The sequence below is a fragment of the Pseudomonas sp. W4I3 genome (assembly GCF_030816195.1).
Classification (GTDB): domain Bacteria; phylum Pseudomonadota; class Gammaproteobacteria; order Pseudomonadales; family Pseudomonadaceae; genus Aquipseudomonas.
Genome location: NZ_JAUSXS010000001.1, coordinates 5,330,355 through 5,356,271, shown reverse-complemented (window position 1 = coordinate 5,356,271; position 25,917 = coordinate 5,330,355). Strand labels below are relative to the sequence as shown.

Here is a 25,917-nt window from a genome sequence, read left to right as displayed (position 1 = left end):
TGTGGCGTATGCTGATCGGCCTGAATCACGGACCTGTTCCAATGCTGGTAATTTCCAACAACGTGCACCTGCCCGACGCTGAAATCGAGCTGACCGCCATTCGCGCCCAGGGCGCCGGTGGGCAGAACGTCAACAAGGTGTCCAGCGCGGTGCACCTGCGTTTTGACATTCCGGCGTCGTCGCTGCCGGAGTTTTACAAGGAGCGGCTGTTGGCGTTACGCGACAGCCGCATCACCAGCGACGGCGTGCTGGTGCTCAAGGCCCAGCAATACCGCACCCAGGAACAGAATCGCGCCGATGCCCTTGAGCGCCTGGTGGAGTTGATCCTCAGCGCCACCAAGGTCGAGAAGAAACGCCGTCCGACCAAGCCCACCCTGGGCTCGAAGAAACGCCGCCTGGAATCCAAGACTAAGCGCGGCAGCATCAAGGCTGGGCGCGGTAAGGTCGACTTCTAGGCGTCGCGGGCTTCGCGTGCCTTGGGCGCCTGGCGGTAGAGGTACAGGCTCAGCAGCAAGCCACCGCAGGCAGCGAGGGCAGCGAACAGGAAGATCGAGGCAAAGCCGAAGCCTGCCGCCACGGCCCCGGCCAATGGCCCGGTGATACCCAGCGACAGGTCGATGAACAGCGAATAAGCGCCCACTGCCGCACCACGACTGGAGGCGGGCACCAGGTTGACCGCTTCCACGCCCAATGCGGGAAATACCAGGGAAAACCCGAATCCACTCAATGCCGCGCCGGCCAGCGCCAGCCGCGCATCCGGCGCCAGCCACAGCAACAGCAGGCCAAGCACCTCCACCGACAGGCAGGCAATTGCCACGCGAAAGCCGCCGATCCGGTTGATCAAATTACCAAACAGCAGGCGTGCACCGATAAAGCTGGCGCCGAACAGGCTCAGTGCCCATACCGCGTTCTCCCAATGCTGGGTGGTGTAATACAAGGTAATGAAGGTTGCGATGGTGCCAAAGCCGATAGAGCCCAGCGCCAGCGCGCAACCGTGCGGCAAGACTCGGCCCAGCACGTTCATGAAGGGCAGGCGCACCCCGGTTACGATTGGCGCGGCGACCTTGTTCCAGGCCAGCAACAGGCCGATTGCCGCGAGTAGGAGGATGCTGACGCCCATGCTCCATAGTCCGAAATTTCTTACCAGTAATACGCCCAGCGGCGCACCGACCGCCAAGGCGCCATAGCTGGCGATCCCGTTCCAGGAGATGACCTTGGCGGTGTTCTGCGCCCCGACCCGGCCAATGCCCCAACCGATGGCGCCCGAGCCCACCAGGCTTTCAGCACTGCGCCCAATACCAGACGACCGATCAGTAGGCTGGCAAGGCTCAAGGCCGGCAGGCTTGAAAACCACGCCGCGAGCAGCATGAACACACCGCTTAAGCCACACCCCGCCAAGCCAATCAGCACGGCACGCTTGCTGCCCAGGTTATCGATGATCTTGCCCGCATACGGGCGACTCAGCAGGGTGGCCAGGTACTGCACGCTGATCACCAGGCCGGCGATCACCGCGCCGTACCCCAGCTGGCTGTGCACATAGCCGGGCAATACGGCCAGCGGAATGCCGATATTCAGGTAACCGATAAAGGTGAATAGCACGATGGAAACGACTTGCAGCGTGACCGCCATGGGGCGCTGGGTATCTGGCATAGGAGAGGTCCACTGTCGCAGCAGGTAAAGATAGGCTGCTAATGATACCGATGCTTTGCTCGGTGCAGGGGCGCGAAACGCAAAAACCTCAGATCAAGCAGGTTTCAGGTTTGGGCAGGGGTCAGTAACTGGGTGGTCACCAAGGCGGCCAGGGCGTTTTCCTGGGTGCCGAAACGCTGGAGCAGCGTGGCTTGCTTGTCCGCGCTGAGGCGGTTCCACACCTCGATCATCTGCAAGGCGGCATCGAGGACGGCGGCGTCCGGGGCATCGGGGAGTGTGTCGGTCATGGTGGGTACCTCAGGGTTCAGGCAGTGTGGAAAGCGCTTGAATGTGCGCTTTCCACACGGTCTGGTACGGCGTCAGTCCTGGCGTTTGCTGTCGACTGGTTTGGCTTGTTTGGCCTCAGGCTGCTTTGGGCTGGCCTGTTGCGGTGTTGGCTGCTCTGTAGGGTGCAGGCTTGGGAAGGGGAGATTAGGTATCTCGTGCATCGTCGTCGCTCCTCGCAAGGTCTGTTGTCAATCGCAGGTGATTGCGCGCTTTCAAAAAGCCTTGGCAGGATACAGCACCCTAAATGACAAATAGACTTTTATCGCGATGGATGTACGGATTTTCATCCTGCGCGTTAGAAGGGCACCTTGCCCAGGATCATGTCGCGGTACATCACGAAATCACCGAGCAGGCTATAGAACGGGTGTTGAAAGGTCGCCGGGCGATTCTTTTCATAGAAAAAATGCCCAATCCAGGCAAAGCTGTAGCCGGCAATCGGCACGGCCAGCAACAGGCCCAGCGAGCCCCGGCCAATGGCATACGCCAGAATGCCGATCACCAGCGTGGTGCCGATAAAGTGCAGACGCCGGCACGTGCTGTTGCCGTGCTCGGTCAGGTAATACGGGTAAAACTCGGCGAAGCTGTTGAACCGCTTGAGGTTTTCCACGGTAGCAAGCCCTCTGATTGTTGTGCCGCCTGACAGACGCTCGGCGGGGAGCTTGTTTGAGTCTAGAGTGATCGGTGCTGGCAGCCAGTGACAATAGATGCCACTTTAGTATCCTTGCCTTCCTGGCTGCCATTTCGGCCCGCTTTATTCAAGAAGACGCCATGAGCGAACGAACAACTTCTGCAAGCTGGGCGATGGGGATAGTCAAGGCCCTGGAAATGGACGGCCTGGATTGCCAGGCCCTGTTCAAGCAACTGGGACTGGACTACGCCGCCCTCAGTGATCCGGACGCACGTTTTGCGCAAGACGCCATGACCCGTTTGTGGCAGCGTGCGGTGGAGTTGTCGGGCAACCCGGCCATTGGCCTGAACATGGGAAAGGTGGTGCGGCCCGCATCGTTCCACGTGGCCGGTTATGCCTTGATGTCCAGCAACACCCTGGCCGAAGGTTTCAGGCGCCTGGTGCGTTACCAGCGCATCATCGCCGAAAGCGCCGACTTGAGCTTCCGCTTGTTACCCGAGGGCTATGCGCTGATTCTGACGGTGCACGGCGATCACCTGCCGCCCACCCGACAAAGCGCCGAAGCCTCCCTGGCGAGTGCGTTGGCGCTGTGCGGCTGGCTCACCGGGCGCACCCTGCAACCGCATAAAGTACTGCTGCAGGGCGATCAGCCGGCGGGTTTGACGCCCTACAAACAGGTCTTCCACGCGCCGCTGGAATTCAACGCGGCGTATGACGCGTTGATTTTCCAGCAGGCTGACATGGATGCACCGCTGCCCACGGCCAATGAAGCCATGGCGCTGTTGCATGATCGTTTTGCCGGTGAATACCTGGCGCGCTTTTCCGAAAGCCGCGTGACCCATAACGCACGGCAAGTGCTCTGTCGCCTGCTGCCCCAGGGCGAACCCAAGCGCGAAGTGGTGGCGCAGACGCTGCATCTGTCTCAGCGTACCTTGCAGCGGCGTTTGCAGGAGGAGGGCACCAGCTTCCAGGCGCTGCTCGATGACACCCGCCGAGAGCTGGCCGAGCAGTACCTGGCGCAGCCGAGCATGACCTTGCTGGAAATCGCCTACCTGTTGGGGTTTGCCGACCCCAGCAACTTCTTTCGCGCGTTCCGCCGTTGGTTCGACGCCACGCCCGGCGAATACCGGACGCGGCTGCTGCAGTCGAGCGTCAGTGACGCCAGAACGCCGGAATACAGAGCACAAACACCGTAATGATCTCCAGCCGCCCCAGCAGCATGCCCAGCGACAGAATCCACTTGGCGGCATCCGGCAGGCTGGCGAAGTTGCCGGCCGGGCCGATGGTTTCACCCAGGCCCGGGCCCACGCCGGACACGGTGCTGGCCGCGCCGGTCAGCGCGGTCATCCAGTCCAGGCCCAGCAGCGACAGGGCCAGCGCGATGGCGCAGATGGTGATGGCGAAGAAAAACGAAAAGGTCAGGATCGACCGTACGATTTCTTCGTCGAGACGATGGCCGTTGTACTTCTGTTTGATCACCGCGCGCGGGTGAATCAATTGGTTAAGGTTGGCCTTGAGCAGGATATAGGCGACCTGGAAGCGGAAGATCTTGATCCCGCCGGCGGTCGAGCCGGAACAGCCACCGATAAAGCCCAGGTAGAAGAACAGCATCAGTGAGAAGTTACCCCAGAGGCTGTAGTCCCCCAGCGCGAAACCTGTAGTAGTCACCACCGAGGTGACGTTCAGTGCCACATGGCGCAGGGCGTCCAGCCAGTGCAGGTTGGTGGTCCACCAATACCAGGTGCCCAGCACCAGCCAGGTCACCACCAGCAAGCCGAGCAAACCCTGCACCTGCTGGTCCTTGATCAACGCCCGACGGTTGCCGCGCAAGGTCGCCACGTAGAGGGTGAACGGCAAGCTGCCGAGGATCATCACCACCACCGCCACCCAATGCACCGCCGGTTGCTTCCAGTGCGCCAAGGATTCATCGGAGGTGGAAAACCCGCCGGTGGAAATCGCCGACATGGCGTGGTTGATCGCATCGAACAGCCCCATCCCGGCCCACCAGAACGCCAGGCTGCCGAGGATGGTGATGCCCACATACGCCGCAACGATCAGCCGCGCAACCATATGCGAGCGCGGCATGACCTTTTCTGAACGGTCCGACGATTCGGTCTGGAACAGGCGCATGCCACCGATGCGCAGCAGGGGCAGGATCGCCACCGCCATGCCGATGAAGCCGATGCCGCCGAGCCAGTGCAACAGCGAGCGCCACATGAGGATGCCCGGCGACATGCTGTCCAGCCCGCTCAACACGGTGGACCCGGTGGCCGTGATGCCGGACATGCTTTCAAAAAACGAGTCGGTGTAACTGATGTGCTGCGTGAGCAGGAACGGCAGCGCCGCGAAGACGCACACCACCACCCAGCTTGTCACGGTAAGCAGGTACATGTCCCGCGGGCGCAGGTGCACGTGTTCGGGGCGACCGGGAATGATCAGCGCCAGGCCGGCGACAAAGGTAATCATGCTGGCCCACAGGAACGAGGGCAGGTCGCTGGTGCGTTCGAAGATCACCAGTGTGGCCATGGGCACGACCATGGCGATCGCAAGCGTGATCAGGAAGATGCCGATGATGAAACCGATGATGCGCAGGGTCGGCAACGCCATGAAGTTCGCTCTGGAGATTGGGCAGAGGCGCCATTCTACCTGCGGTGCAGGGCATGTAAACCGGTGAGCTTGGCAACAGGCATGGAGCAAATGTGGGAGGGGGCTTGCTCCCGATGGCGCCGGGTCGGCAAATACATCTTTGCTGACACACCGCTATCGGGGGCAAGCCCCCTCCCACATGGGTGTGTGGTGGTAGGGATGGCGCATGAAAAAGGCGACCCGAAGGTCGCCTCTTTCAACTCAGCCTGGATCAGAACTCGTGATCAGCGCTGTCCGGGTTCAGGTCGCTGATGCCCAGCTTGCCCGCGGCGGCTTCGATCGAGCCGGTCTGCTTGACCAGCGCAGCGATGGCGTCACGGACGATCTGGTTGCCGGCATCGTTACCGGCTGCGATCAACTGGTCGTAGTGCTCGCCCTTGGCTGCGTGGTCAACCATCACCTGGATCTTGGCTTCAGTTGCCGCCAGGTCAGCCTTGAGGGCTGTATCGGCAGCCGGGTCAGCTTTTGCGACCAGGGACGACAGGCTCGGACCGGTCAGCTTGTTGCCGTCAACGCGGGTGTACTCGCCCAGGTAGACGTTGCGGATGCCCTTGGCGTCGTAGAAGTGCGAGTTGTGCGTGTTGTCACTGAAGCAGTCCTGCTCGTCTTCCGGCGAGTTGGCCTCCAGGGACACCTTCATGCGTTCGCCAGCCAGCTCGCCAAGGGACAGGCTGCCCATGCCGAACAGCATTTTGCGCAGGCCGTCGGTAGCCGGTTCCGACTCGAGGGTGGCGCGGTAGTTGTCTTCGACGTTGGGCTTCCAGTTGCCGACCATTTCCTGCAGGTCGCTCACCAGCAGTTGGGTCACCGCGCGCAGGTAGGTACGACGACGCTCGTTGTGACCGCCGGTTGCACCGTCGCCGGTCATGTAGTCCGAGGCCGGACGGTTGCCGGCGCCTGGGCCGGTACCGTTGAGGTCCTGGCCCCAGAGCAGGAATTCGATGGCGTGATAGCCGGTGGCGACGTTCGCTTCGGAACCGCCCAGCTCATTGAGGCTGGCGAGTTTTTCCGGGGTGATTTCCTTGACGTCGACCTTGTCTTCGCCAACCTGGATTTCGTTGTTGGCGATGATGTTGGCGTTGGCGCCGGGGTTGCCCAGGGCGTGTTCGTAGGATTTGTCGACGTAGTCGATCAACCCTTCGTCCAGGGGCCAGGCGTTCACCTGGCCTTCCCAGTCGTCGATGATGGTGTTGCCGAAGCGGAACACTTCACTCTGCAAGTAAGGGACGCGTGCAGCGACCCAGGCGGTACGGGCCGCCTTGAGCGTGTCGGCGTTCGGGTTGGCGAGGAAGGTGTCGATGGCGCTTTGCAGGGTTTTTGCGGTGGACTCGGCGTCGCTGTACACGGCAAACACCATGTCTGCGTAATGCGCGACCACGGCCTTGGCGGCAGCCTCGTCGACCTGGCCCGCAGGCGTGGCGGCCGCAGGAGCGGTGGTGCTGGCAGCGGCCGGCGCCTGAGGCGCGGCGGCCTTGTCTTTACCTTCGCCGCAGCCGGCGAGAGAAATAGCAATGGCCAGCAGACTGGCGGTGGCCAGGGGCATACGAATCATGGCGAACATCCTGCTTCGGTTGTTGATAGGGCGCGCGCGCGGGCGCAAAAACTGCGACATAATGCGAAAGATTTGCATTTTGTGTAAAGGCTTATACGCGGGAAATATTTGGTATCGATGTGACCGGTCAAAGAATCGCCGCGTTATCACGTTCCGATTGCTTCAGAAAAGCCGCCAACTCGCGGGCCTGCAGCGGTTTGCTGTAGTGGTAGCCCTGGCCTTCATGGCAACCTTCGGAAATGATGTACGCCTCCTGCTCGGCAGTCTCCACGCCTTCGGCAATCACCTGCATGCCCAGGCTTTTGCCCAGTTGGATGATGGCCCGCACGATGGTCGCATCATCGTCATCGTCCAGCAGGTCCTGGACGAAGCTCTTGTCGATCTTGATCTTGTCCAGCGGCAGGCTTTTCAAGTAACTGAGGGATGAATACCCGGTGCCGAAGTCATCGATGGCGATCAACGCCCCCGAACGGCGCAGGCTCAGCAGGTGTTGGGCGGCGGTGCTGATGTCTTCCATCAGGCCCGTTTCGGTGACTTCCAGTTCCAGGCTGCGCGGGGGCAGGCGGTAAATCTGCATCAGGTTGTTGACCACTCGCGGCAGCTCGGTGTGGTGCAGCTGCACGGTGGACAGGTTCACCGCCATGCGCAGCTCGGTAAAGCCCAGGTCATGCCATTCGCGCAGTTGGCGGCACGCCTGATCCAGTACCCATTCGCCGATGGCAATGATGGTGCCGTTCTGTTCCGCCAGCGGGATGAACAGGTCCGGCGGAACCAGGCCGTGCTCCGGGTGCTGCCAGCGAATCAACGCCTCTACACCGACCACGCGGTGGTCGCGATAACTGATCTGCGGTTGGTACACCAGGTGAAACTGGTCGCGGCTCAAGGCATCGCGCAGGTCTTTCTCCAGTTCACGGCGCCGACGTATTTCGCTGTCGACGCTGGCGATATAGAACTGATAGCGGTTGCGCGAGCGGCTTTTGGCCAGGGTCATGGTCTGTTCGGCTTTTTGCAGCAATTTCTCCGTACTGTCGCCGTCTTCCGGGAACAAGGTGATGCCGATGGTAGCGCGCAGGCGGATCTGGTCCTGGTCGAGGGAAAACTCTGCTTCCAAGTCATCCAGGATACTTTGCGCCAGCTCGGCGGCTTCGTAGGGCTGGTCGATATCGGCCTGTACCAGGGCGAACTGGTCGCCACCCAGGCGGGCGAGCGCGCCGAGGCGCCCGCTGTGGGCGCGCAAGCGATCGGCCAGGGCCAGCAGCAGCTTGTCACCGTTCTGGTAGGTGAACTGTTCGTTGACGCTCTTGAAATCATCCAGGCCCACGCACAACACCGCGACACGGCGCTGGCGACGGCCGGCATCGGTCAGGATCCTGTCCAGCTGCTCCTGCAATTTCTGGCGGTTGGGCAGGCCGGTAAGAAAGTCATACTGAGCCATGCGCAACAGGCTGGATTCGGCCTCGTGGCGCAGGTGAGTATTGCGTTCGATGGATTCGAGCAACTGGTTGGCGGTGTTTATCCACAGGCCCAACTCGTTGCGCTCATGCCCCTTGATCTGCGGGATCTTGTGCTCGCTGGGCCGGTCCGGGTTGATCGAGGTCAGGTGCTCAATGATCCGCGACAGCGGTTTAGTCAGCAGCCAGTGATACACCAGGTACAGCACCAGGCCCATGGCCAGGGCGCGCAACACGCCGGAAATAAAAATGATCACCGAGCTGACAAGAAAACCTTCGCCGTAAGTGGCGGTGTCCAGGGTTATGCTCAGGTCGCCGTAATACTCGCTGTACGGGCCCTTGCCGACCAGCGGAGTGGTGAAGGTGCGTTCCTTTCCAAGAATCAGGTCGGTCAGCCAGCGGCTGGAGGATGGCTGCAACGGGCGGCTTTTTTCCGCCAGCATGGTTTCGTTGGGATGGCCGATGGACGCCACGCGCACGGCGTCATCCTGAAACAGGCCTTCGATCACCTGCATGCCCATTTCGCGGTCCAGGCTATAGACGGCCTGGGTCGAGGGGTCACGGAACATGTCGAGGATACGTTGCGCGTCGCCGGCTACGGCCTGGCGCGTCTTGTAGGCATCGAAAACGATCTGCGCCACGCTCAATGCCACGCCCACGATCAACGCCGAGAGCAAGACGACCCGTAGCAACTTCACCGACAAGCTGTTTTTGAGTTCCAGCTTCAAAGGGGCATTCCTTGTCTCATGCGGGTGGCCTTCAATATGCCATGAGTATTGGCAATCTGGTGATGGCAGTCAAAGGAACATTGGGACAAGTGCGGGTTTGTTCGGGCAGGACAAGGCAGGGCGAGGCGGATTTGCGTCCGCCTGCTTGGTCGAGGAGACCGCGATCAGACTGTCGCGTAGTTCACTTGGCGCTTGTGAGTCTCTTGGGCGCTGGAAAAGTCCACGGTTTTGTTTTGCGATTCCAGGGCATTGCCCAAGGATTTGGCCAGCACATCGGTGAAGGGTTTGACGAGTGGTGCGACCGACTTGGTGATATCACCGGCGGCTTTGGCCACTTCACTGATCACGGGCAGTACTGCGAGTGCTCCAATAGACATGGTTATTTCTCCGACAGGTTCCAGAGGCGAATTCCTCTGCTGCCTGGGTGGCCGGTGACGCCCACTCGGTTCCATCGACCAAAAAAAAGCCCGGCAATCGCCGGGCTCTTTCTAATGCAAACGTTACTTACGCAGTGAAGGTCTTGCCTTCGAACTGCTCAGCCACGAACTTCCAGTTAACCAGGTTCCAGAACGCTTCTACATACTTGGGACGCACGTTGCGGTAGTCGATGTAGTAGGCGTGTTCCCAGACATCGCAGGTCAGCAGCGGGGTGTCGCCGTTGGTCAGCGGGTTGCCTGCGCCGATGGTGCTGGCCAGGGCCAGGGAACCGTCAGCTTTTTTAACCAGCCAGCCCCAGCCGGAACCGAAGGTGCCGATGGACGTCTTGCTGAACTCTTCCTTGAACTTGTCGAACGAACCGAACGCAGCGTTGATGGCTTCAGCCAATGCGCCGGTTGGTTGGCCGCCGGCGTTTGGCGCCAGGCAGTTCCAGTAGAACGTGTGGTTCCAGACCTGAGCGGCGTTGTTGAAGATACCGCCCGAAGAAGACTTGACGATTTCTTCCAGGGTCTTGCCTTCGAACTCGGTGCCTGGCACCAGGTTGTTCAGGTTCACGACATAGGTGTTGTGGTGCTTGTCGTGGTGATACTCCAGGGTTTCCTTGGAGATGTGCGGCTGCAGGGCATCGTGTGCGTAGGGCAGCGGCGGCAATTCGAAAGCCATGATGATTCTCCTAATCAGGTCAGTTGCGGTGAGCGCAAGGCCGATCACGGGCGGCCAAACAAGCGCCGGCGAGTCTGTACTCTTTGCGGCGCAAGTTCGGGATCATAGCACCGGGGGTGCGGCAAAACCACGCAACAACTGTGTGGGATAGAGGTTCCAGAGCCTTTTGGAATAAGTTCATGGCGCACTGATTAACTGGTAGGCCACGCTGAACATCATCGCCGCCACCAACAGGTCCAGCAGGCGCCAGGTCGCCGGGCGTGCCAGCCACGGCGCCAGCCAGGCCGCGCCGAGCGCCAGCGTGGAAAACCACAGCAACGAAGCGCTGGCGGCGCCCGCTACATACGCACCCGGTTCGGCCTGCTGCGCGCCCAGTGAGCCGATCAGCAACACCGTGTCCAGATAGACGTGGGGGTTGAGCAGCGTCACCGCCAGGGCGCTGAGCAGCACCGCGCGTAATGAGCGCACCTTGAGGTTGGCGCCTTGCTCCAGACTCTGTTTCGAAAACGCACGACGCAACGCCAGCGTGCCGTACCACAACAGAAAAGCCGCGCCGCCCCAGCGCGCAACGCCCAGCAGCAGCGGGCTTTGCGCCAGGACTGTCGCCAGGCCGAATACGCCGGCCGCCACCAGCAACGCATCACACACCACGCACAACGCGGCCACCGGCAGGTGATGTTCACGGCGCAGGCTCTGTGCCAGGACGAAAGCGTTTTGGCTGCCGATCGCCATAATCAGGCCGAGGGACACCAACAGGCCATTCAGATAGCTTTGCCACATAGGGTTTACTCCGCGTCCGCTGCCAGTTGGCGTAGCACATTCATGGCGCGTTCGGCATCCGCGCGGCCGACGAACAGGTGATCGTGGTAATAGCCGGCGATCACGTTGCAACTGATGCCGGCCTTGCCCAGCGCGCTGGCGAACGCGGCGGTCAGGCCGACCGCTTCGAGGGCCGAATGCACATTCAAGGTGATCCAGGCCGCCACGTAGTCAAAGGCCAGGCCGGCCTGTTCGGCGTGCTGGCGTTCCAGGATCAGCGTCAAGCCTTCGTGCTCGCGAAAGCTGCCGATCACCTCGCAACCGGCCGGGATGCGGTGATCGGGCAGGGTGCAGAACACGTAATCGCCGTCATTGAGTTGCGGGCTCATGCTGCGCAACAGGGTTGCCAGAGCGGTTTCGCCAGCCATGGGAGGTTCCTTATAAAGAGAGAAGCGATGCTGGCTATTCTCTGGGTGCGCACGGTATAAGAAAAATCAATCTTACTGATCGCTCATTAGAGAAACTGATGTTCGACTATAAATTGCTCTCTGCCCTGGCGGCGGTGGTGGAACAGGCCGGCTTCGAACGCGGTGCTCAAGTGCTGGGGCTTTCGCAGTCGGCGGTGTCCCAGCGCATCAAGCTGCTGGAGGCGCGTGTCGGCCAACCGGTATTGGTCCGGGCGACGCCGCCGACCCCCACCGATATCGGTCGGCGCTTGCTCAACCATGTGCAACAGGTGCGTTTGCTGGAACGCGACCTGCAGAGCCAGGTGCCCGCGTTGGACGAAGAGGGCATGCCCGAGCGCCTACGCATCGCGCTGAATGCCGACAGCCTCGCCACTTGGTGGGCGCTGGCGGTCAGCGATTTCTGTGGCGAGCAGCATTTGCTGCTGGACCTGGTGGTGGAGGACCAGACCGTGGGCCTCAAACGCATGCGCGCCGGTGAAGTGGCCGCCTGTATCTGCGCCAGCGAGCGCCCGGTTGCCGGCGCCCGCAGCCTGGCGCTTGGCGCCATGCGTTACCGTGCATTGGCCAGCCCTGCTTTCATGGCGCGGCACTTTCCTGACGGCGTGAAGGCTGATCAGTTGGCCAGTACGCCGGCGCTGGTGTTCGGGCCGGACGATTTCCTGCAACACCGGTACCTGGCTTTGCTCGGGGTCAACGGTGGGTTCGAGCACCATTTATGCCCGTCGTCCGAAGGCTTTATCCGCCTGACGGAAGCCGGCCTGGGCTGGGGCCTGGTGCCCGAATTGCAGGTGCGCGACCAGTTGCAGAGCGGCCTGTTAGTCGAATTGCTGCCAGATAAGCCCATCGACGTGCCGTTGTACTGGCATCATTGGCGCAGTGGCGGGCAACTGTTGGGCCTGTTGACCGAGCATCTGGCGCACGTCTGTGGGCAATGGTTGGTGCCCTATCAGCAGTAACGAGCGTCAAGCTGCAAGCGGCAAGAGAATAGCTTGCGGACCGTATTTAACTTGCAGCTGAAAACTTGAAGCTTGCAGCTGTATCCGTAGGAGACACCATGAAAATTCTGGTCACCGGCGCAAGCGGCTTCATCGGCGGGCGCTTTGCGCGTTTCGCCCTGGAGCAGGGCCTGGACGTGCGGGTCAACGGGCGACGCGCCGAAGGTGTGGAACACCTGGTGCGCCGTGGTGCCGAGTTTATCCAGGGTGATCTGAACGATGCCGACCTGGTGCGCGACCTGTGCCGTGATGTCGAGGCCGTGGTGCATTGCGCTGGAGCCGTGGGGCTGTGGGGCAAGTATCAGGATTTTCATCAAGGCAACGTGCTGGTCACCGAAAACGTAGTCGAAGCGTGCCTCAAGCAGCGGGTCGGGCGGTTGGTGCATCTGTCGTCGCCCTCCATCTACTTCGATGGGCGCGATCACCTGGGGCTGACCGAAGAGCAGGTGCCCAAGCGCTTCAAGCATCCGTATGCGGCAACCAAGTACCTGGCCGAGCAGAAGGTGTTCGGGGCCCAGGAGTTCGGCCTGGAAGTGCTCGCCCTGCGCCCGCGTTTCGTCACCGGTGCCGGTGACATGAGCATTTTCCCGCGTCTGTTGAAGATGCAACGCAAGAACCGCTTGGCCATCGTCGGTGATGGCCTCAACAAGGTCGACTTCACCAGCGTGCACAACCTTAACGAGGCGCTGCTCAGCAGCCTGCTGGCACCTGGGTCGGCGTTGGGCAAGGCCTACAACATCAGCAATGGCACGCCGGTGCCGGTGTGGGATGTGGTCAACTACGTGATGCGACAAATGGACCTGCCGCAGGTCACTCGCTATCGCTCCTATGGCTTGTCCTACAGCGTGGCGGCAATGAACGAGGCGTTCTGCGCGATGTGGCCAGGGCGGCCGGAGCCGTCGTTGTCGCGCCTGGGCATGCAGGTGATGAACAAAGATTTCACCCTCGACATCAGCCGGGCACGGCATTATCTCGATTACGATCCCAAGGTCAGCCTGTGGAGCGCCCTCGACGAGTTCTGCTCGTGGTGGAAAGCGCAGCATTCGGGCCACCCATGAGTTCATAACCAGCAACACATCCGCAACCCAATGGCGGGTTGCAGGTCGATCCATGCGCCGGGGGCACCGTTTATACTTCCGACGCTCGGCTTCTCAACGGGCCATCTCATTGATTCAGGGTAGATTCATGCGTAACGATGCTAAAGACGATTTCGACAACGTTCCCAGCCTGCGGGCCGATCTTGAGGACGATGATGATTTCGTGCCGACAGCCGCCACTTCAGTGCGCTCGCGGACCACGCCCGTGGTCAAGGTGAAAAAGGCCAACACCGGCCCGCTATGGGCCTTGGTCGGCGCGCTGCTGATCGCCTTTGCCGGCCTCGCCTGGTGGAGCTTCCAGCAGATTTCCCTGATGGGCCAGCAACTGGTCGCCACCCAGGAAAGCTTTGCGCGTATCAGCGAAGAAGCGGCGGGGCGGCTGCAGGATATTTCCGGCAAGTTCGTGGCCAGCGAAGCCAACGTGAACAACGGCAGCGAAGCGCTGAAACTGCAGATCGAGCAGTTGAAAACCCAGTTGCTCGAGCAGGGCAAGCAACAAGTCGGCGTGGCCGGCCAAGCCACCGAACTGGACCAGCGTCTGGCCCAGATGAGCGCCAGCACCACCGAGCTGACGAATGCGAATGCCAAATTGCAGGGCCAGGTGCAGGCGCTGACCGATGCGGTCGCCACACTCAAGGCGGCGCAGGGTGAGACCAAGGGCCTGGCTGAGGATGTGGCGGCGTTGAAAAAACAGGGCAATCCGACGGCGGCCATCGCTCGAATCGAGCAGGATCTGCTGGTGCTCAAGAGCGCACAGGAAAACCAGCCCGCCAACGCGGATGCGCCAACCAATAAAGAGTTCGACGTGTTCCGCATCCAGACCACGCGCAATATCACCACGTTGCAGAGTCAGGTGCAGAACCTGAATCAACGTCTCAATGCGCCGGCGGCTGCTACGCCGGGTCAATGACATAAAACGATAAAATGTCACCATCTGGTGACATTTATCTTCGCCTTCGTTACTTGCCGCTTCCATGCCCTTGTTTAGACTCCGGTCACCCACAAAAAATAACAAGGGCCACCCATGACCATGCAACCACTGCCTGCCAGCAGTTGGCTGAACGCACCTGCTCATCACGCCTGGCTCGCGGCCGAAGGCCAGCGCCTGCTCTCGTTTGCCAAGGCTTCCCGCGTGCCGCACGGCTTCGGCAACCTGGATGATCGAGGTCAACTGCCGACCGACGCCCACGCTGAAACCATGAACACTGCCCGCATGACCCACAGCTTCGCCATGGCCCACGCCATGGGCTTGCCCGGTTATGCCGACTTGGTCGCGCACGGCGTCGCTGCCCTGAGTGGCCCGTTGCACGATAGCGAACACGGTGGCTGGTTCGCCGCGCCCGAGGCCATCGATGGCAACACCGGCAAGGCTGCTTACCTGCATGCGTTCGTTGCCCTGGCCGCCAGCTCGGCGTTGGTGGCCGGCGCGCCCGGCGCGCAAACCCTGCTCAACGATGCGATCCATATCATCGACCAGTTCTTCTGGAGTGAGGAGGAGGGCGTGATGCTCGAATCCTTCGCACAGGATTGGAGCAGCGTTGAAGCCTACCGCGGCGCCAACAGCAACATGCACGCCACCGAAGCGTTCCTCGCCCTGGCCGATGTCACGGGTGACACACGCTGGCTGGACCGCGCGTTGCGTATCGTCGAGCGTGTCATCCATACCCATGCCGCCAGTAACCGCTTCATGGTGATCGAGCACTTCGACGCCCAATGGCACCCGTTGCTCGGTTACAACGAAGACAACCCCGCCGACGGCTTCCGTCCCTATGGCATCACCCCCGGCCATGGCTTTGAATGGGCGCGGCTGGTACTGCACCTGGAAGCTGCGCGCCTGCAAGCCGGACTGCTCACGCCGGACTGGTTGGTGACCGACGCCCAAGGGCTGTTTGCCAGTGCCTGTGACTATGCCTGGGCGGTGGATGGTGCGCCGGGCATTGTCTACACCCTGGATTGGAACCAGCGTCCGGTGGTGCGCGAACGCCTGCACTGGACCCATGCCGAAGCCAGCGCCGCCGCCCAGGCGCTGCTCAAGCGTACCGGGGAGCTACATTACGAAATCTGGTATCGGCGGTTCTGGGAATTTTGCGAAACCCATTTTATCGACCGACTCCATGGCAGTTGGCACCATGAACTCAGCCCGCACAACCAACCCAGCAGCAAGATCTGGGGTGGCAAGCCGGACCTGTACCATGCCTGGCAAGCCGTAGTGCTGCCTGCATTACCCTTGGCACCCAGCCTGGCCAGTGCATTGGGCAGCGGGCGTTATGTCACCAAGTGGTGACATTTGTACGTCCCTTTGTTACCTGCGCCTGGAAAATCCCTGTTTAAACTCCGTGCAGCGCAAGCTCTAGACTTGCATGCATAACAACAAGAAAAGGTACTCAGATGAACGCGATTAATCGCCTCGCCGTTGCTATTTCCATTGCCTCGTTGTTCCCCCTCAGTGCATTTGCAGCCGACTCCAAAGGTACGGTTGAAGTGGTGCATTGGTGGACCTCCGGCGGTGAAAAGGCGGCTGTGGATGTCCTGAAGGCCCAAGTTGAGAAAGACGGCTTCACCTGGAAAGACGGTGCGGTCGCAGGTGGCGGTGGCGCCACGGCCATGACCGTGCTGAAAAGCCGCGCGGTCGCCGGTAACCCGCCAGGCGTTGCCCAGATCAAAGGCCCCGACATCCAGGAATGGGCGTCCACCGGCCTGCTCGACACCGACGTGCTCAAGGACGTCGCCAAAGAAGAAAAGTGGGATTCCCTGCTCGACAAGAAAGTCTCCGACACCGTGAAGTACGACGGTGACTACGTTGCCGTGCCGGTCAACATCCACCGCGTGAACTGGCTCTGGATCAACCCGGAAGTCTTCAAGAAAGCCGGCATCACCAAGAACCCAACCACCCTCGAAGAATTCTACGCTGCCGGCGACAAGCTCAAAGCGGCGGGCTTCATTGCCCTCGCTCACGGCGGCCAGCCTTGGCAGGACAGCACCGTGTTCGAAGCGGTGGTGCTCTCGGTGATGGGTGCTGATGGCTACAAGAAAGCACTGGTCGACCTGGATAACGCCGCCCTGACCGGCCCGGAAATGGTCAAGGCCCTGACTGAGCTTAAGAAAGTCGCGACCTATATGGACGTTGACGGCAAAGGCCAGGACTGGAACCTGGAAGCCGGTAAAGTCATCAACGGCAAGGCCGGCATGCAGATCATGGGTGACTGGGCCAAGTCCGAATGGACCGCCGCCAAGAAAGTCGCCGGCAAGGACTACGAGTGCGTAGCCTTCCCGGGCACCGACAAAGCCTTTACCTACAACATCGACTCCCTGGCGGTGTTCAAGCAGAAAGACAAAGGCACTGCTGCTGGCCAGCAGGACATCGCCAAAGTCGTGCTGGGTGAAAACTTCCAGAAAGTCTTCAGCATCAACAAGGGTTCGATCCCTGTGCGTAACGACATGCTGAACAAAATGGATTCGTACGGCTTCGACTCGTGCGCCCAGACCGCCGCCAAGGATTTCCTGGCCGATGCCAAGACCGGCGGCCTGCAGCCAAGCATGGCGCACAACATGGCCACCACCCTGGCGGTACAAGGTGCGTTCTTTGACGTGGTCACCAACTACATGAACGATCCGAAAGCCGACCCGGCCGACACTGCCAAGAAACTTGGCGCTGCGATCAAGTCGGCTAAATAAGCTGTAAGTTGCAAGCTACAAGCTGCAAGCAGGGGCGCCGCTGTCTTGCCGCTTGCAGCTCGTAGCTTGTGGCCGCCTCCCTTCTTCTATTGGATTTTCCCATGAGTTCTGTTGCTGTGTTCAGCAAGGCCTCGCCGTTCGATGCACTGCAGCGCTGGCTCCCTAAACTGGTGCTGGCGCCGAGCATGTTCATCGTGCTGGTGGGCTTTTATGGCTACATCCTGTGGACGTTCGTGCTGTCGTTCACCACCTCCACGTTCCTGCCCAGCTACAAGTGGGCTGGCCTGGCGCAATACGAGCGCTTGTTCGACAACGATCGCTGGTGGGTCGCGAGCAAAAACCTGGCCGTGTTCGGCGGGATGTTCATTGGGATTACCCTGGTGATCGGCGTGATGCTGGCGATTTTCCTCGACCAGAAAATCCGCCGCGAAGGTTTCATTCGTACCATTTACCTGTACCCGATGGCGCTCTCGATGATCGTCACCGGTACGGCGTGGAAATGGCTGCTCAACCCGGGCATGGGCCTGGACAAATTATTGCGTGATTGGGGCTGGGAAGGCTTCCGTCTCGACTGGCTGATCGACCCCGATCGCGTGGTCTACTGCCTGGTGATCGCCGCCGTGTGGCAAGCCTCGGGCTTTATCATGGCGATGTTCCTGGCGGGCCTGCGCGGTGTCGATCAGTCGATCATCCGCGCCGCGCAGATCGACGGCGCGAGCCTGCCGCGCATCTACTGGAGCGTGGTGCTGCCAAGCCTGCGTCCGGTGTTCTTCAGTGCGGTGATGATCCTGGCGCACATTGCGATCAAGAGCTTCGACCTGGTGGCGGCGATGACCGCAGGCGGCCCGGGCTATTCGTCCGACTTGCCGGCGATGTTCATGTATTCGTTCACCTTCAGCCGCGGCCAGATGGGCATGGGCTCGGCCAGTGCAATCCTGATGCTCGGTGCGATCCTCGCGATCATCGTGCCGTACCTGTATTCCGAGCTGAGGACCAAGCGCAATGACTAGTCTCGCCGCCAAACCTGCCATCAGCCTGAGTCGCATCGCGATCTACGCGGTGCTGATCCTTGCGGTGCTGCTGTACCTGGTGCCGCTGGTGGTGATGCTGCTCACCAGCTTCAAGACCCCGGAAGACATCAGCAACGGCAACCTGCTGAGCTGGCCGACCGTGTTCAGCGGCATTGGCTGGGTCAAGGCCTGGGCCACCGTGGACGGTTACTTCTGGAACTCGCTCAAGATCACCGTGCCGGCTGTGCTGATCTCCACGGCCATCGGCGCGTTGAACGGCTACGTGCTGTCGTTCTGGCGCTTTCGCGGTTCGCAGTTGTTCTTCGGCCTGTTGCTGTTCGGCTGCTTCCTGCCGTTCCAGACCGTGCTGCTGCCAGCGTCGTTCACCCTCGGCAAGATGGGCCTGGCCAGCACCACCACCGGCCTGGTCTTCGTGCATGTGGTCTACGGCCTGGCGTTCACCACGCTGTTCTTCCGTAACTACTACGTAAGCATTCCGGATGCGCTGATCAAGGCGGCCCGCCTGGACGGTGCCGGTTTCTTCACCATCTTCCGCCAGATCATTCTGCCGATGTCGACGCCGATCATCATGGTCTGCCTGATCTGGCAGTTCACTCAGATCTGGAACGACTTCCTGTTCGGTGTGGTGTTCTCCAGCGGTGACTCCCAGCCCATCACGGTGGCGCTGAACAACCTGGTCAACACCAGCACCGGGGCCAAGGAATATAACGTGGATATGGCGGCGGCGATGATCGCCGGGCTGCCGACCCTGCTGGTCTATGTGATCGCAGGCAAGTATTTCGTGCGCGGCCTCACGGCCGGCGCGGTCAAGGGGTAATCATGGCTACGCTTGAACTTCGCAATGTAAACAAGACCTATGGCGCCGGCCTGCCCGACACCTTGAAGAACATCGAACTGTCGATCAAGGAAGGCGAATTCCTGATCCTGGTCGGCCCTTCGGGTTGCGGCAAGTCCACGTTGATGAACTGCATCGCCGGCCTTGAGACCATCTCCGGCGGCGCGATCATGATCGGTGATCAGGACGTGAGCGGCATGAGCCCCAAGGACCGTGACATCGCCATGGTGTTCCAGTCCTACGCGCTGTACCCGACCATGAGCGTGCGCGAGAACATTGAGTTCGGCCTGAAGATCCGCAAGATGCCCCAGGCCGACATCGACGCCGAAGTGGCGCGCGTGGCCAAGCTGCTGCAGATCGAGCACCTGCTCAATCGCAAGCCGGGCCAGCTCTCTGGCGGCCAGCAACAGCGCGTGGCCATGGGCCGGGCATTGGCGCGTCGGCCGAAGATCTACCTGTTCGACGAACCGCTGTCGAACCTCGACGCCAAGCTGCGCGTCGAGATGCGCACCGAAATGAAGCTGATGCACCAGCGCCTGAAAACCACCACCGTCTACGTGACCCACGACCAGATCGAAGCGATGACCCTGGGTGACAAAGTGGCGGTGATGAAGGACGGCATCATCCAACAATTTGGTACGCCGAAAGAAATTTACAACGACCCGGCCAACTTGTTTGTGGCAAGCTTTATCGGTTCACCTCCCATGAACTTCGTACCTTTGCGCCTGCAACGCAAGGACGGTCGCCTGGTAGCGCTGCTCGACAGCGGCCAGGCCCGTTGCGAGCTGCCGCTGAGCATGAATGACGCTGGGTTGGAAGACCGCGATGTGATCCTGGGCCTGCGCCCGGAGCAGATCGTGCTGGCGGTGGGCGAGGGCAACGGTTCTTCGAGCATTCGTGCCGAAGTCCAGGTGACCGAGCCGACCGGCCCGGACACCCTGGTGTTCGTGCAGCTCAACGACACCAAGGTCTGCTGCCGTTTGGCGCCGGACGTGGCACCGCAGGTTGGCGAGACCCTGACCCTGCAGTTCGACCCGGCCAAGGTATTGCTGTTCGATGCCAAGACCGGTGAGCGATTGGGTAGCGCCGCTTCATTGCCGGCACAGGGGCATGCCGACAATGTGGCCCAGTTCAAAGGCCGTTGAAGCATCTGTAGGAGCGAGCTTGCTCGCGAAGGTCGTTAACGATGGCGCAGCGCTCCTGGTTGAGAGTGGCGCTCTCGGGTTTTCGCGAGCAAGCTCGCTCCTACAGGGATTTGATTAGGATTTAAGTTGTTGTTTTGATTAAAAAAATGTAACCCGCGTTAGATAAAAACAGTTTAATAACAATAAAGACGAGGATGTAGGGATGAAAAAGCAACACAACAACACCCGGCTGCTCTGCCAACTGTCAGCGGCAGCAGCCCTTGTATTGTCCGCCAATGCGATGGCGGCCGATGCGTTCAGCGCCGATTCCAAGTGGATGACCGGCGATTGGGGCGGCGAGCGTACCAAGCTGATCGAGCAAGGTATCGACATCAAGGCCGACTACGTTGGGGAAATGGGCTACAACGCCCACGGTGGCTACAACGATGACAAGACCGGTCGTTACTCCGACCAGTTCGGTCTGGGCGTGGCACTGGACCTGCAAAAGCTGTGGGGCTGGGATAACACCCAGGCCAAGATCCAGTTCACCAACCGTAATGGCCAGAACATCTCCAATGACCGTATTGGCGACCCGCGTGCCGGCACCCTGAGCTCATCCCAGGAAGTGTATGGCCGTGGCCACATGGTGCGCCTGACCCAGTTCTGGATTCAGCACCAGATGTTCGACAACAAGTTGGACGTGAAGCTCGGCTACTTCGGTGAAGGCGAAGACTTCAACACCTTCCCGTGCGACTTCCAGAACCTGTCGTTCTGCGGCTCCCAGGTGGGTAACTACGTAAACACCTGGTACAACTGGCCCGTCAGCCAGGCGGCTATCCGCGTGAAGTACAACATCACGCCTGAGCTGTATGCACAGATCGGTGCCTACAACCAGAACCCGTCGCAACTGGAGCACGGCAACGGCTTCAAGCTCAGCGGCAGCGGTACCAAAGGCACCGTGATCCCGGTGGAATTGGTCTGGTCGCCGAAAGTTAATAACCTGCCGGGCGAATACCGTGTGGGTTACTACAAAAGCGCCGCCGACGCGTCTGACGTGCGTGAAGACATCAACGGTAACGATGCCGCTACCACTGGCGCCGCCTACCGTACCCGCAGCAGCAAGAAAGGCTACTGGTTCGTTGCGCAACAGCAACTCACCACGCATAACGGCGACGCTACCCGTGGTCTGAACATTGCCGCCAACGCGACCTTCCACGACAAGGAAACCAACCTGGTCGACAACTACCAGTCCTTGATGCTGGTGTACAAAGGCCCATTCGACGCGCGTCCAAAAGATGACGTCGGCATTGGTGTCGCTCGTCTGCACGTCAACGATGACGTGAAGAAGAACTCCGAGCTGCTCAACGTTGCCAACGGTGTGAACGACTACGACAACTCGCTCTACACGCCGATTCGTGAGACCGAGTACAACGTCGAACTCAACTACGGTTTCCACGTCACCAACTGGCTGACCGTGCGTCCTAACCTGCAATACGTTGTCCAGCCTGGTGGCGTGGACAAAGTCGACAACGCGCTGGTAGCGGGCCTGAAAATTCAGTCTACGTTCTAACGCTGTTGCGATAAGCTCCTTCTCTCTGTGCGCATTTTGCGGGTAGCCATGGCTATCCGCTTTTTTTTGGGTGGCACTGTGATATTCAGGACCGTGGCACATGCATGAGCAACCGCTGCAACGTTTTTTCAAATCCTTGCGCGAGCGTCCGGTGTTCGCCTGGGAGCGCTTTCAGATGCGCGATGTGTTGGTGATCGACCATCCGCTGTGCCAGGCGGTGTTCAGTCGCCAGGGCGCGCAGTTGCTGCATTTTCAGCCCACCGGCCAGAAACCCTGGTTGTGGTGCGCGGCCAAATGGCCGCAAGTCGGTGCCATCCGTGGGGGTGTTCCGGTGTGCTGGCCGTGGTATGGCCGTCACCCCAGCGAAAACGCCTGGCCGTCCCATGGCTGGGCGCGCTTGATCGACTGGAAGCTGCTCGACAGCAGCACCGACGACGATGGCGTGCGCCTGCACTGGCAACTGCAGTTGTGCGACTGGCAGGTGGACCTGCACGCGCAGTTGGGTGAAACCCTCGAGCTGCGCCTGAGCACCGAGCATCAGGATGAGCTGCCGTGCCAGTTGAGCCATGCTTTGCACGCCTACTGGCGTATTGGTCACGTTGACGAGGTAGCGCTGTCTGGGCTAGACGGAGCGCAAGGTTATGACCAGCTCAACCGTCAGGCTTGCCAGCAGGAAGGTGAACTGCGTGTGGATGGCGGGTGCCAGCGGGTGTTCCAGCATGAGGGAGAACTGCACCTCAAGGATCACGCCTGGCAGCGTGAACTGTGCATCGACACGGGCGACAGCGCCGATACCGTGGTGTGGCATCCCGGTAGCCGGCCGTTACTGGGCGTGAGCTTCAACGAGGCGGCGGGTTTTGTGTGCGTCGAGTCGGCGATGGCCGGGGCGAGCCTGGCGCCGGGGGAGAGGGCGCACCTGAGCCTGCAGGCCCGGGCTGGGGTCTAGCGGTGTGGCTGAGGGCCTCATCGGGGGCTTGCCCTCGATGAGGCCAGTACATCCAACACACAAGCACACTGGCTCAGTTGAACTCATCCCCCACCGGATACCGGCTGTCGTTCAAGCTCTCTTTGATCTTGCGCAAGTGCGGTTGGAAGTCCACCCCACGGCGCAGTGTCATGCCGGTCGCCAGCACATCCAGCACCGTCAGCTGAATGATCCGCGAGGTCATCGGCATGTAGATGTCAGTGTCTTCCGGCAGTGGAATATTCAGGCTCACCGTACTGGCCTTGGCCAGCGGCGAGTTCTCGGCCGTTACGCCCAGCACCGACGCGCCGTTTTCCCGCGCGATACGCGCCACTTCCACCAACTCACGGGTGCGCCCGGTGTAGGAAATGATCACGAACAATTCACCGGTGTGCGCCACCGAGGCGATCATGCGCTGCATCAGTACGTCGGCGTGAGCGGTGACCGCCAGGTTGAAGCGGAAGAACTTGTGCAGCGCGTCCATGGCCACCGGGGCCGAGGCTCCCAGGCCGAAGAAGTGGATCTGCCGCGCCTGGATCAACAGATCCACGGCCTTGCTGATCAGCGCAGGGTCGAGGGCCTGGCAGGCGCTGTCCAGCGACGCAATGGCGCTGCCAAAGATCTTCTGCGTGTAGGCCTCAGGGTTATCATCGGCTTCCACGGCGCGGCTGACATACGCTGCGCCACTGGCCAGACTTTGCGCCAACTGCAATTTAAGTTCAGGGTAACCGCTGACGCCGAACGAACGGCAGAAACGGTTGACCGTCGGTTCACTGACCGAGGCGGCTTGGGCGAGGGCAGCGATCGAGAAGCGGGTGGCCTGCTGCGGGTTGAGCAGGATCACTTCGGCGACCTTGCGTTCGGCCTTGTTCAATTCTTCGAGGCGGTTCCGGATCTGTTCCAGAAGATTTCGCACGCGGTCCATTCAGTCTTTCCTTCGGGCGACGATGCCAATAAAAAGGCGGTAACCAATCGATGAGTGGCGTTTCGCGGTGGCCTATCCTACTGAGGGTAGCTGAACACCACCACTCGCAATGCGTTTTTGCGGAAAATGTTGTGGTTATTACTACATTTTTCCTTGAGTGATGCCTTGAAAAAAGGTATTTGTAGCTTAACTTGATAAAAGAACAAACATCATGCCTTCGATAACCGTAGAACCCTGCACCTTTGCCCTGTTTGGCGCCTTGGGTGATCTGGCGCTGCGCAAGTTATTTCCTGCCCTCTATCAGCTTGATGGCGCCGGCCTCCTGCACGAAGACACGCGCATCCTGGCGCTGGCCCGCGAAGCCGGGTCCGAGCAGCAGCACCTGGCCCATATCGAAAAAGAACTGCGCAAATACGTCGGCAAAGAGCTCGACGAAGCCGTGGCCCAGCGTTTCCTCGCGCGCCTGGCGTATGTGCACGTCGACTTCATGAAGGCTGACGACTATGTCGGCCTTGCCGAAAAAGTTGGCAGCGAGCAGCGTCTCATCGCCTACTTCGCCACCCCGGCCGCCGTGTATGGCGCGATCTGTGAAAACCTGTCCAAGGTCGGCCTGGCGGAAAACACCCGCGTCGTGCTGGAAAAGCCGATTGGTTCGGACTTGGAATCCTCACGCAAGGTCAACGACGCCGTTGCGCAGTTTTTCCCGGAAAACCGCACCTACCGCATCGACCACTACCTGGGCAAAGAGACCGTCCAGAACCTCATTGCGTTGCGGTTCGCCAACAGCCTGTTCGAAACCCAATGGAACCAGCACTACATTTCCCACGTGGAAATCACCGTCGCCGAGCAGGTGGGCATCGAGGGCCGTTGGGGTTACTTCGACAAGGCTGGCCAACTGCGCGACATGATCCAGAACCACTTGTTGCAGTTGCTGTGCCTGATTGCGATGGACCCGCCGGCCGACCTGTCCGCCGACAGCATCCGTGACGAGAAGGTCAAGGTGCTCAAGGCCCTGGCGCCGATCAGCCCGGAAGGCCTGACCACCCAGGTGGTGCGCGGCCAGTACATCGCCGGCTACAGCGCCGGTAAAGCCGTGCCGGGGTACCTGGAAGAAGAGAACTCAAACACCCAGAGCGACACCGAGACCTTCGTCGCCCTGCGTGCCGATATCCGTAACTGGCGTTGGGCCGGGGTGCCGTTCTACCTGCGTACCGGCAAACGCATGCCGCAAAAGCTGTCGCAGATCGTCATCCACTTCAAGGAACCGTCCCACTATATCTTCGCCCCCGAACAGCGCTTGCAGATCAGCAACAAGTTGATCATCCGCCTGCAGCCGGACGAAGGTATTTCCTTGCGCGTGATGACCAAGGAGCAGGGCCTGGACAAGGGCATGCAACTGCGCAGCGGCCCGTTGCAACTGAATTTTTCCGACACCTATCGCAGCGCACGGATTCCCGATGCCTACGAGCGGCTGTTGCTGGAAGTGATGCGCGGCAATCAGAACCTGTTTGTTCGCAAAGATGAAATCGAAGCCGCGTGGAAGTGGTGTGACCAGTTGATCGCCGGGTGGAAAAAATCCGGTGATGCGCCCAAGCCGTATGCGGCGGGTTCCTGGGGGCCGATGAGCTCGATTGCACTGATCACGCGGGATGGGAGGTCGTGGTATGGCGATATCTGAATTGAAACTGCCTCAGGGCGTCACCGCCCATGAGTACCGCACGCCCGTGCTGTTGGCGGACGGTCTGGCCAATGACGTGGCCGAACAACTGCGCGCGGCTATCAGCGCCCGTGGCGAGGCGACCCTGGTGGTGTCCGGTGGCCGCAGCCCCGTGGCGTTTTTCCAGAACCTGGCCAGGCAGGCCCTGGACTGGTCCAAGGTCACGGTCACCCTGGCCGACGAGCGTTGGGTGCCGGTGGAGCACGCCGACAGCAATGCCGGCTTGTTGAAGCAGCACTTGCTGCAAGGGCCGGCGGCCAAGGCGAAGTTCTTGAGTCTGTACAGCGCCGCGGCCAACCTCGAAGACGCGGCCGAGCAGGCTGATCGCCTGCTGGCCGAGCTGCCGGCGATTGATGTGCTGGTGCTGGGCATGGGCGATGACGGTCACACCGCCTCGCTGTTTCCCAACAGCCCGAACCTTGCGCAAGCGTTGCAGGCCGACGGTACCCGCCGTTGCTGGCCCATGCTGGCGCCGACCGTGCCGCACCAGCGCCTGACCATGAGTCGCGCGCTACTGGCTACGGCCCACTACACCGTGCTGTCGATTTCGGCGGCAGTTCGAAATTGACCACCTTGAGCGCGGCCCTGGCCAGTGACGATATCGCTGCCATGCCGATTCGCGCGTTTTTGCAACCTACTTTAGAGATTTACTGGTGCCCATGAGCCAAGGATCAG

Annotated in this window: 23 protein-coding genes and 2 pseudogenes; 14 read left to right on the top strand and 11 right to left on the bottom strand. The window is 60.7% G+C overall.

Features of this window, described 5'->3' with window-relative positions; genetic code table 11:
* Positions 1-41 precede the first annotated feature (41 nt).
* On the top strand, positions 42-455 hold the full coding sequence (gene arfB, locus QF045_RS24360; RefSeq protein ID WP_017847165.1) for an alternative ribosome rescue aminoacyl-tRNA hydrolase ArfB: 414 nt from the start codon (positions 42-44) through the stop codon (positions 453-455).
* Here the strand turns inward: arfB and QF045_RS24355 are convergent.
* From QF045_RS24355 to QF045_RS24345, 3 genes and pseudogenes are all read right to left on the bottom strand, one after another.
* Positions 452-1,650: pseudogene (locus QF045_RS24355) on the bottom strand (MFS transporter). The gene arfB and the pseudogene QF045_RS24355 sit on opposite strands and share 4 nt — an antisense overlap.
* Before the next feature lie 104 nt (positions 1,651-1,754).
* Positions 1,755-1,937: a hypothetical protein gene (locus tag QF045_RS24350; protein WP_306494381.1), complete on the bottom strand. Its 183-nt coding sequence runs from the start codon at positions 1,935-1,937 to the stop codon at positions 1,755-1,757.
* A 335-nt stretch (positions 1,938-2,272) separates the two neighbouring features.
* The gene (locus tag QF045_RS24345; RefSeq protein WP_124387934.1) at positions 2,273-2,584 is read right to left on the bottom strand and encodes a DUF962 domain-containing protein; all 312 of its coding nucleotides are present in this window, start codon (positions 2,582-2,584) and stop codon (positions 2,273-2,275) included.
* 161 nt (positions 2,585-2,745) lie between these two features.
* Here QF045_RS24345 and QF045_RS24340 point away from each other — a divergent pair, with 161 nt between their 5' ends.
* Positions 2,746-3,801, top strand: a complete 1,056-nt coding sequence (locus QF045_RS24340; protein ID WP_306494380.1) for an AraC family transcriptional regulator — start codon at positions 2,746-2,748, stop codon at positions 3,799-3,801.
* Here the strand turns inward: QF045_RS24340 and QF045_RS24335 are convergent.
* From QF045_RS24335 to QF045_RS24305, 7 genes are all read right to left on the bottom strand, one after another.
* Positions 3,758-5,212 carry a TrkH family potassium uptake protein gene (locus QF045_RS24335; protein ID WP_306494379.1) on the bottom strand — a complete coding sequence of 485 codons (1,455 nt, stop codon included), beginning with the start codon at positions 5,210-5,212 and terminating at the stop codon, positions 3,758-3,760. The genes QF045_RS24340 and QF045_RS24335 overlap by 44 nt on opposite strands.
* Before the next feature lie 250 nt (positions 5,213-5,462).
* Entirely contained in the window at positions 5,463-6,803 is a 1,341-nt protein-coding gene (locus QF045_RS24330; protein ID WP_306494378.1) for an imelysin family protein, read from the bottom strand.
* Between the two features lie 127 nt (positions 6,804-6,930).
* Positions 6,931-8,982 (bottom strand): bifunctional diguanylate cyclase/phosphodiesterase, encoded by a 2,052-nt coding sequence (locus QF045_RS24325; RefSeq protein ID WP_306494377.1) that lies wholly within the window; start codon positions 8,980-8,982, stop codon positions 6,931-6,933.
* 164 nt (positions 8,983-9,146) lie between these two features.
* A complete protein-coding gene (locus QF045_RS24320; RefSeq protein ID WP_306494376.1) occupies positions 9,147-9,359 on the bottom strand; it encodes a hypothetical protein in 213 nt (70 codons plus the stop codon).
* Between the two features lie 127 nt (positions 9,360-9,486).
* Positions 9,487-10,083, bottom strand: a complete 597-nt coding sequence (locus QF045_RS24315; RefSeq protein WP_065949384.1) for a superoxide dismutase — start codon at positions 10,081-10,083, stop codon at positions 9,487-9,489.
* A 177-nt stretch (positions 10,084-10,260) separates the two neighbouring features.
* Complete coding sequence (locus QF045_RS24310; protein WP_306494375.1) at positions 10,261-10,863, bottom strand: LysE/ArgO family amino acid transporter; 603 nt, start codon at positions 10,861-10,863, stop codon at positions 10,261-10,263.
* A gap of 5 nt (positions 10,864-10,868) precedes the next feature.
* Positions 10,869-11,270 carry an ACT domain-containing protein gene (locus QF045_RS24305; protein WP_306494374.1) on the bottom strand — a complete coding sequence of 134 codons (402 nt, stop codon included), beginning with the start codon at positions 11,268-11,270 and terminating at the stop codon, positions 10,869-10,871.
* A 98-nt stretch (positions 11,271-11,368) separates the two neighbouring features.
* On the opposite strand from QF045_RS24305, the gene QF045_RS24300 reads away from it, so the two are divergent.
* The 10 genes from QF045_RS24300 to QF045_RS24255 all read left to right on the top strand — a co-directional run bounded on the left by QF045_RS24300 (position 11,369) and on the right by QF045_RS24255 (position 22,582).
* On the top strand, positions 11,369-12,265 hold the full coding sequence (locus tag QF045_RS24300; RefSeq protein ID WP_306494373.1) for a LysR family transcriptional regulator ArgP: 897 nt from the start codon (positions 11,369-11,371) through the stop codon (positions 12,263-12,265).
* Positions 12,266-12,363: 98 nt separating this feature from the next.
* Positions 12,364-13,362 carry an NAD(P)-dependent oxidoreductase gene (locus QF045_RS24295; protein ID WP_306494372.1) on the top strand — a complete coding sequence of 333 codons (999 nt, stop codon included), beginning with the start codon at positions 12,364-12,366 and terminating at the stop codon, positions 13,360-13,362.
* A 127-nt stretch (positions 13,363-13,489) separates the two neighbouring features.
* Complete coding sequence (locus QF045_RS24290; protein WP_306494371.1) at positions 13,490-14,311, top strand: ATPase; 822 nt, start codon at positions 13,490-13,492, stop codon at positions 14,309-14,311.
* Between the two features lie 114 nt (positions 14,312-14,425).
* The gene (locus tag QF045_RS24285) at positions 14,426-15,685 is read left to right on the top strand and encodes an AGE family epimerase/isomerase (RefSeq protein ID WP_306494370.1); all 1,260 of its coding nucleotides are present in this window, start codon (positions 14,426-14,428) and stop codon (positions 15,683-15,685) included.
* A gap of 104 nt (positions 15,686-15,789) precedes the next feature.
* Positions 15,790-17,076, top strand: coding sequence for an ABC transporter substrate-binding protein (locus QF045_RS24280; protein WP_306494369.1), 1,287 nt, complete (start codon positions 15,790-15,792; stop codon positions 17,074-17,076).
* Between the two features lie 101 nt (positions 17,077-17,177).
* Positions 17,178-18,086: a carbohydrate ABC transporter permease gene (locus QF045_RS24275; protein ID WP_124387921.1), complete on the top strand. Its 909-nt coding sequence runs from the start codon at positions 17,178-17,180 to the stop codon at positions 18,084-18,086.
* Complete coding sequence (locus tag QF045_RS24270; protein ID WP_124387920.1) at positions 18,079-18,924, top strand: carbohydrate ABC transporter permease; 846 nt, start codon at positions 18,079-18,081, stop codon at positions 18,922-18,924. The genes QF045_RS24275 and QF045_RS24270 overlap by 8 nt, the downstream gene beginning before the upstream one ends.
* Before the next feature lie 2 nt (positions 18,925-18,926).
* Positions 18,927-20,087 carry an ABC transporter ATP-binding protein gene (locus QF045_RS24265; RefSeq protein ID WP_306494368.1) on the top strand — a complete coding sequence of 387 codons (1,161 nt, stop codon included), beginning with the start codon at positions 18,927-18,929 and terminating at the stop codon, positions 20,085-20,087.
* Positions 20,088-20,289: 202 nt separating this feature from the next.
* Positions 20,290-21,636 carry a carbohydrate porin gene (locus tag QF045_RS24260; RefSeq protein ID WP_306494367.1) on the top strand — a complete coding sequence of 449 codons (1,347 nt, stop codon included), beginning with the start codon at positions 20,290-20,292 and terminating at the stop codon, positions 21,634-21,636.
* A 100-nt stretch (positions 21,637-21,736) separates the two neighbouring features.
* Positions 21,737-22,582 (top strand): D-hexose-6-phosphate mutarotase, encoded by an 846-nt coding sequence (locus QF045_RS24255; protein ID WP_306494366.1) that lies wholly within the window; start codon positions 21,737-21,739, stop codon positions 22,580-22,582.
* Between the two features lie 73 nt (positions 22,583-22,655).
* Here QF045_RS24255 and QF045_RS24250 read toward each other — a convergent pair whose 3' ends face one another.
* Entirely contained in the window at positions 22,656-23,516 is an 861-nt protein-coding gene (locus QF045_RS24250) for a MurR/RpiR family transcriptional regulator (RefSeq protein ID WP_169856377.1), read from the bottom strand.
* A gap of 220 nt (positions 23,517-23,736) precedes the next feature.
* Here QF045_RS24250 and zwf point away from each other — a divergent pair, with 220 nt between their 5' ends.
* Positions 23,737-25,203 (top strand): glucose-6-phosphate dehydrogenase, encoded by a 1,467-nt coding sequence (zwf, locus tag QF045_RS24245; protein ID WP_306494365.1) that lies wholly within the window; start codon positions 23,737-23,739, stop codon positions 25,201-25,203.
* A pseudogene (gene pgl, locus QF045_RS24240) lies at positions 25,190-25,905 on the top strand (6-phosphogluconolactonase). Before zwf ends, pgl begins: the two are co-directional and overlap by 14 nt.
* Positions 25,906-25,917: the final 12 nt, after the last annotated feature.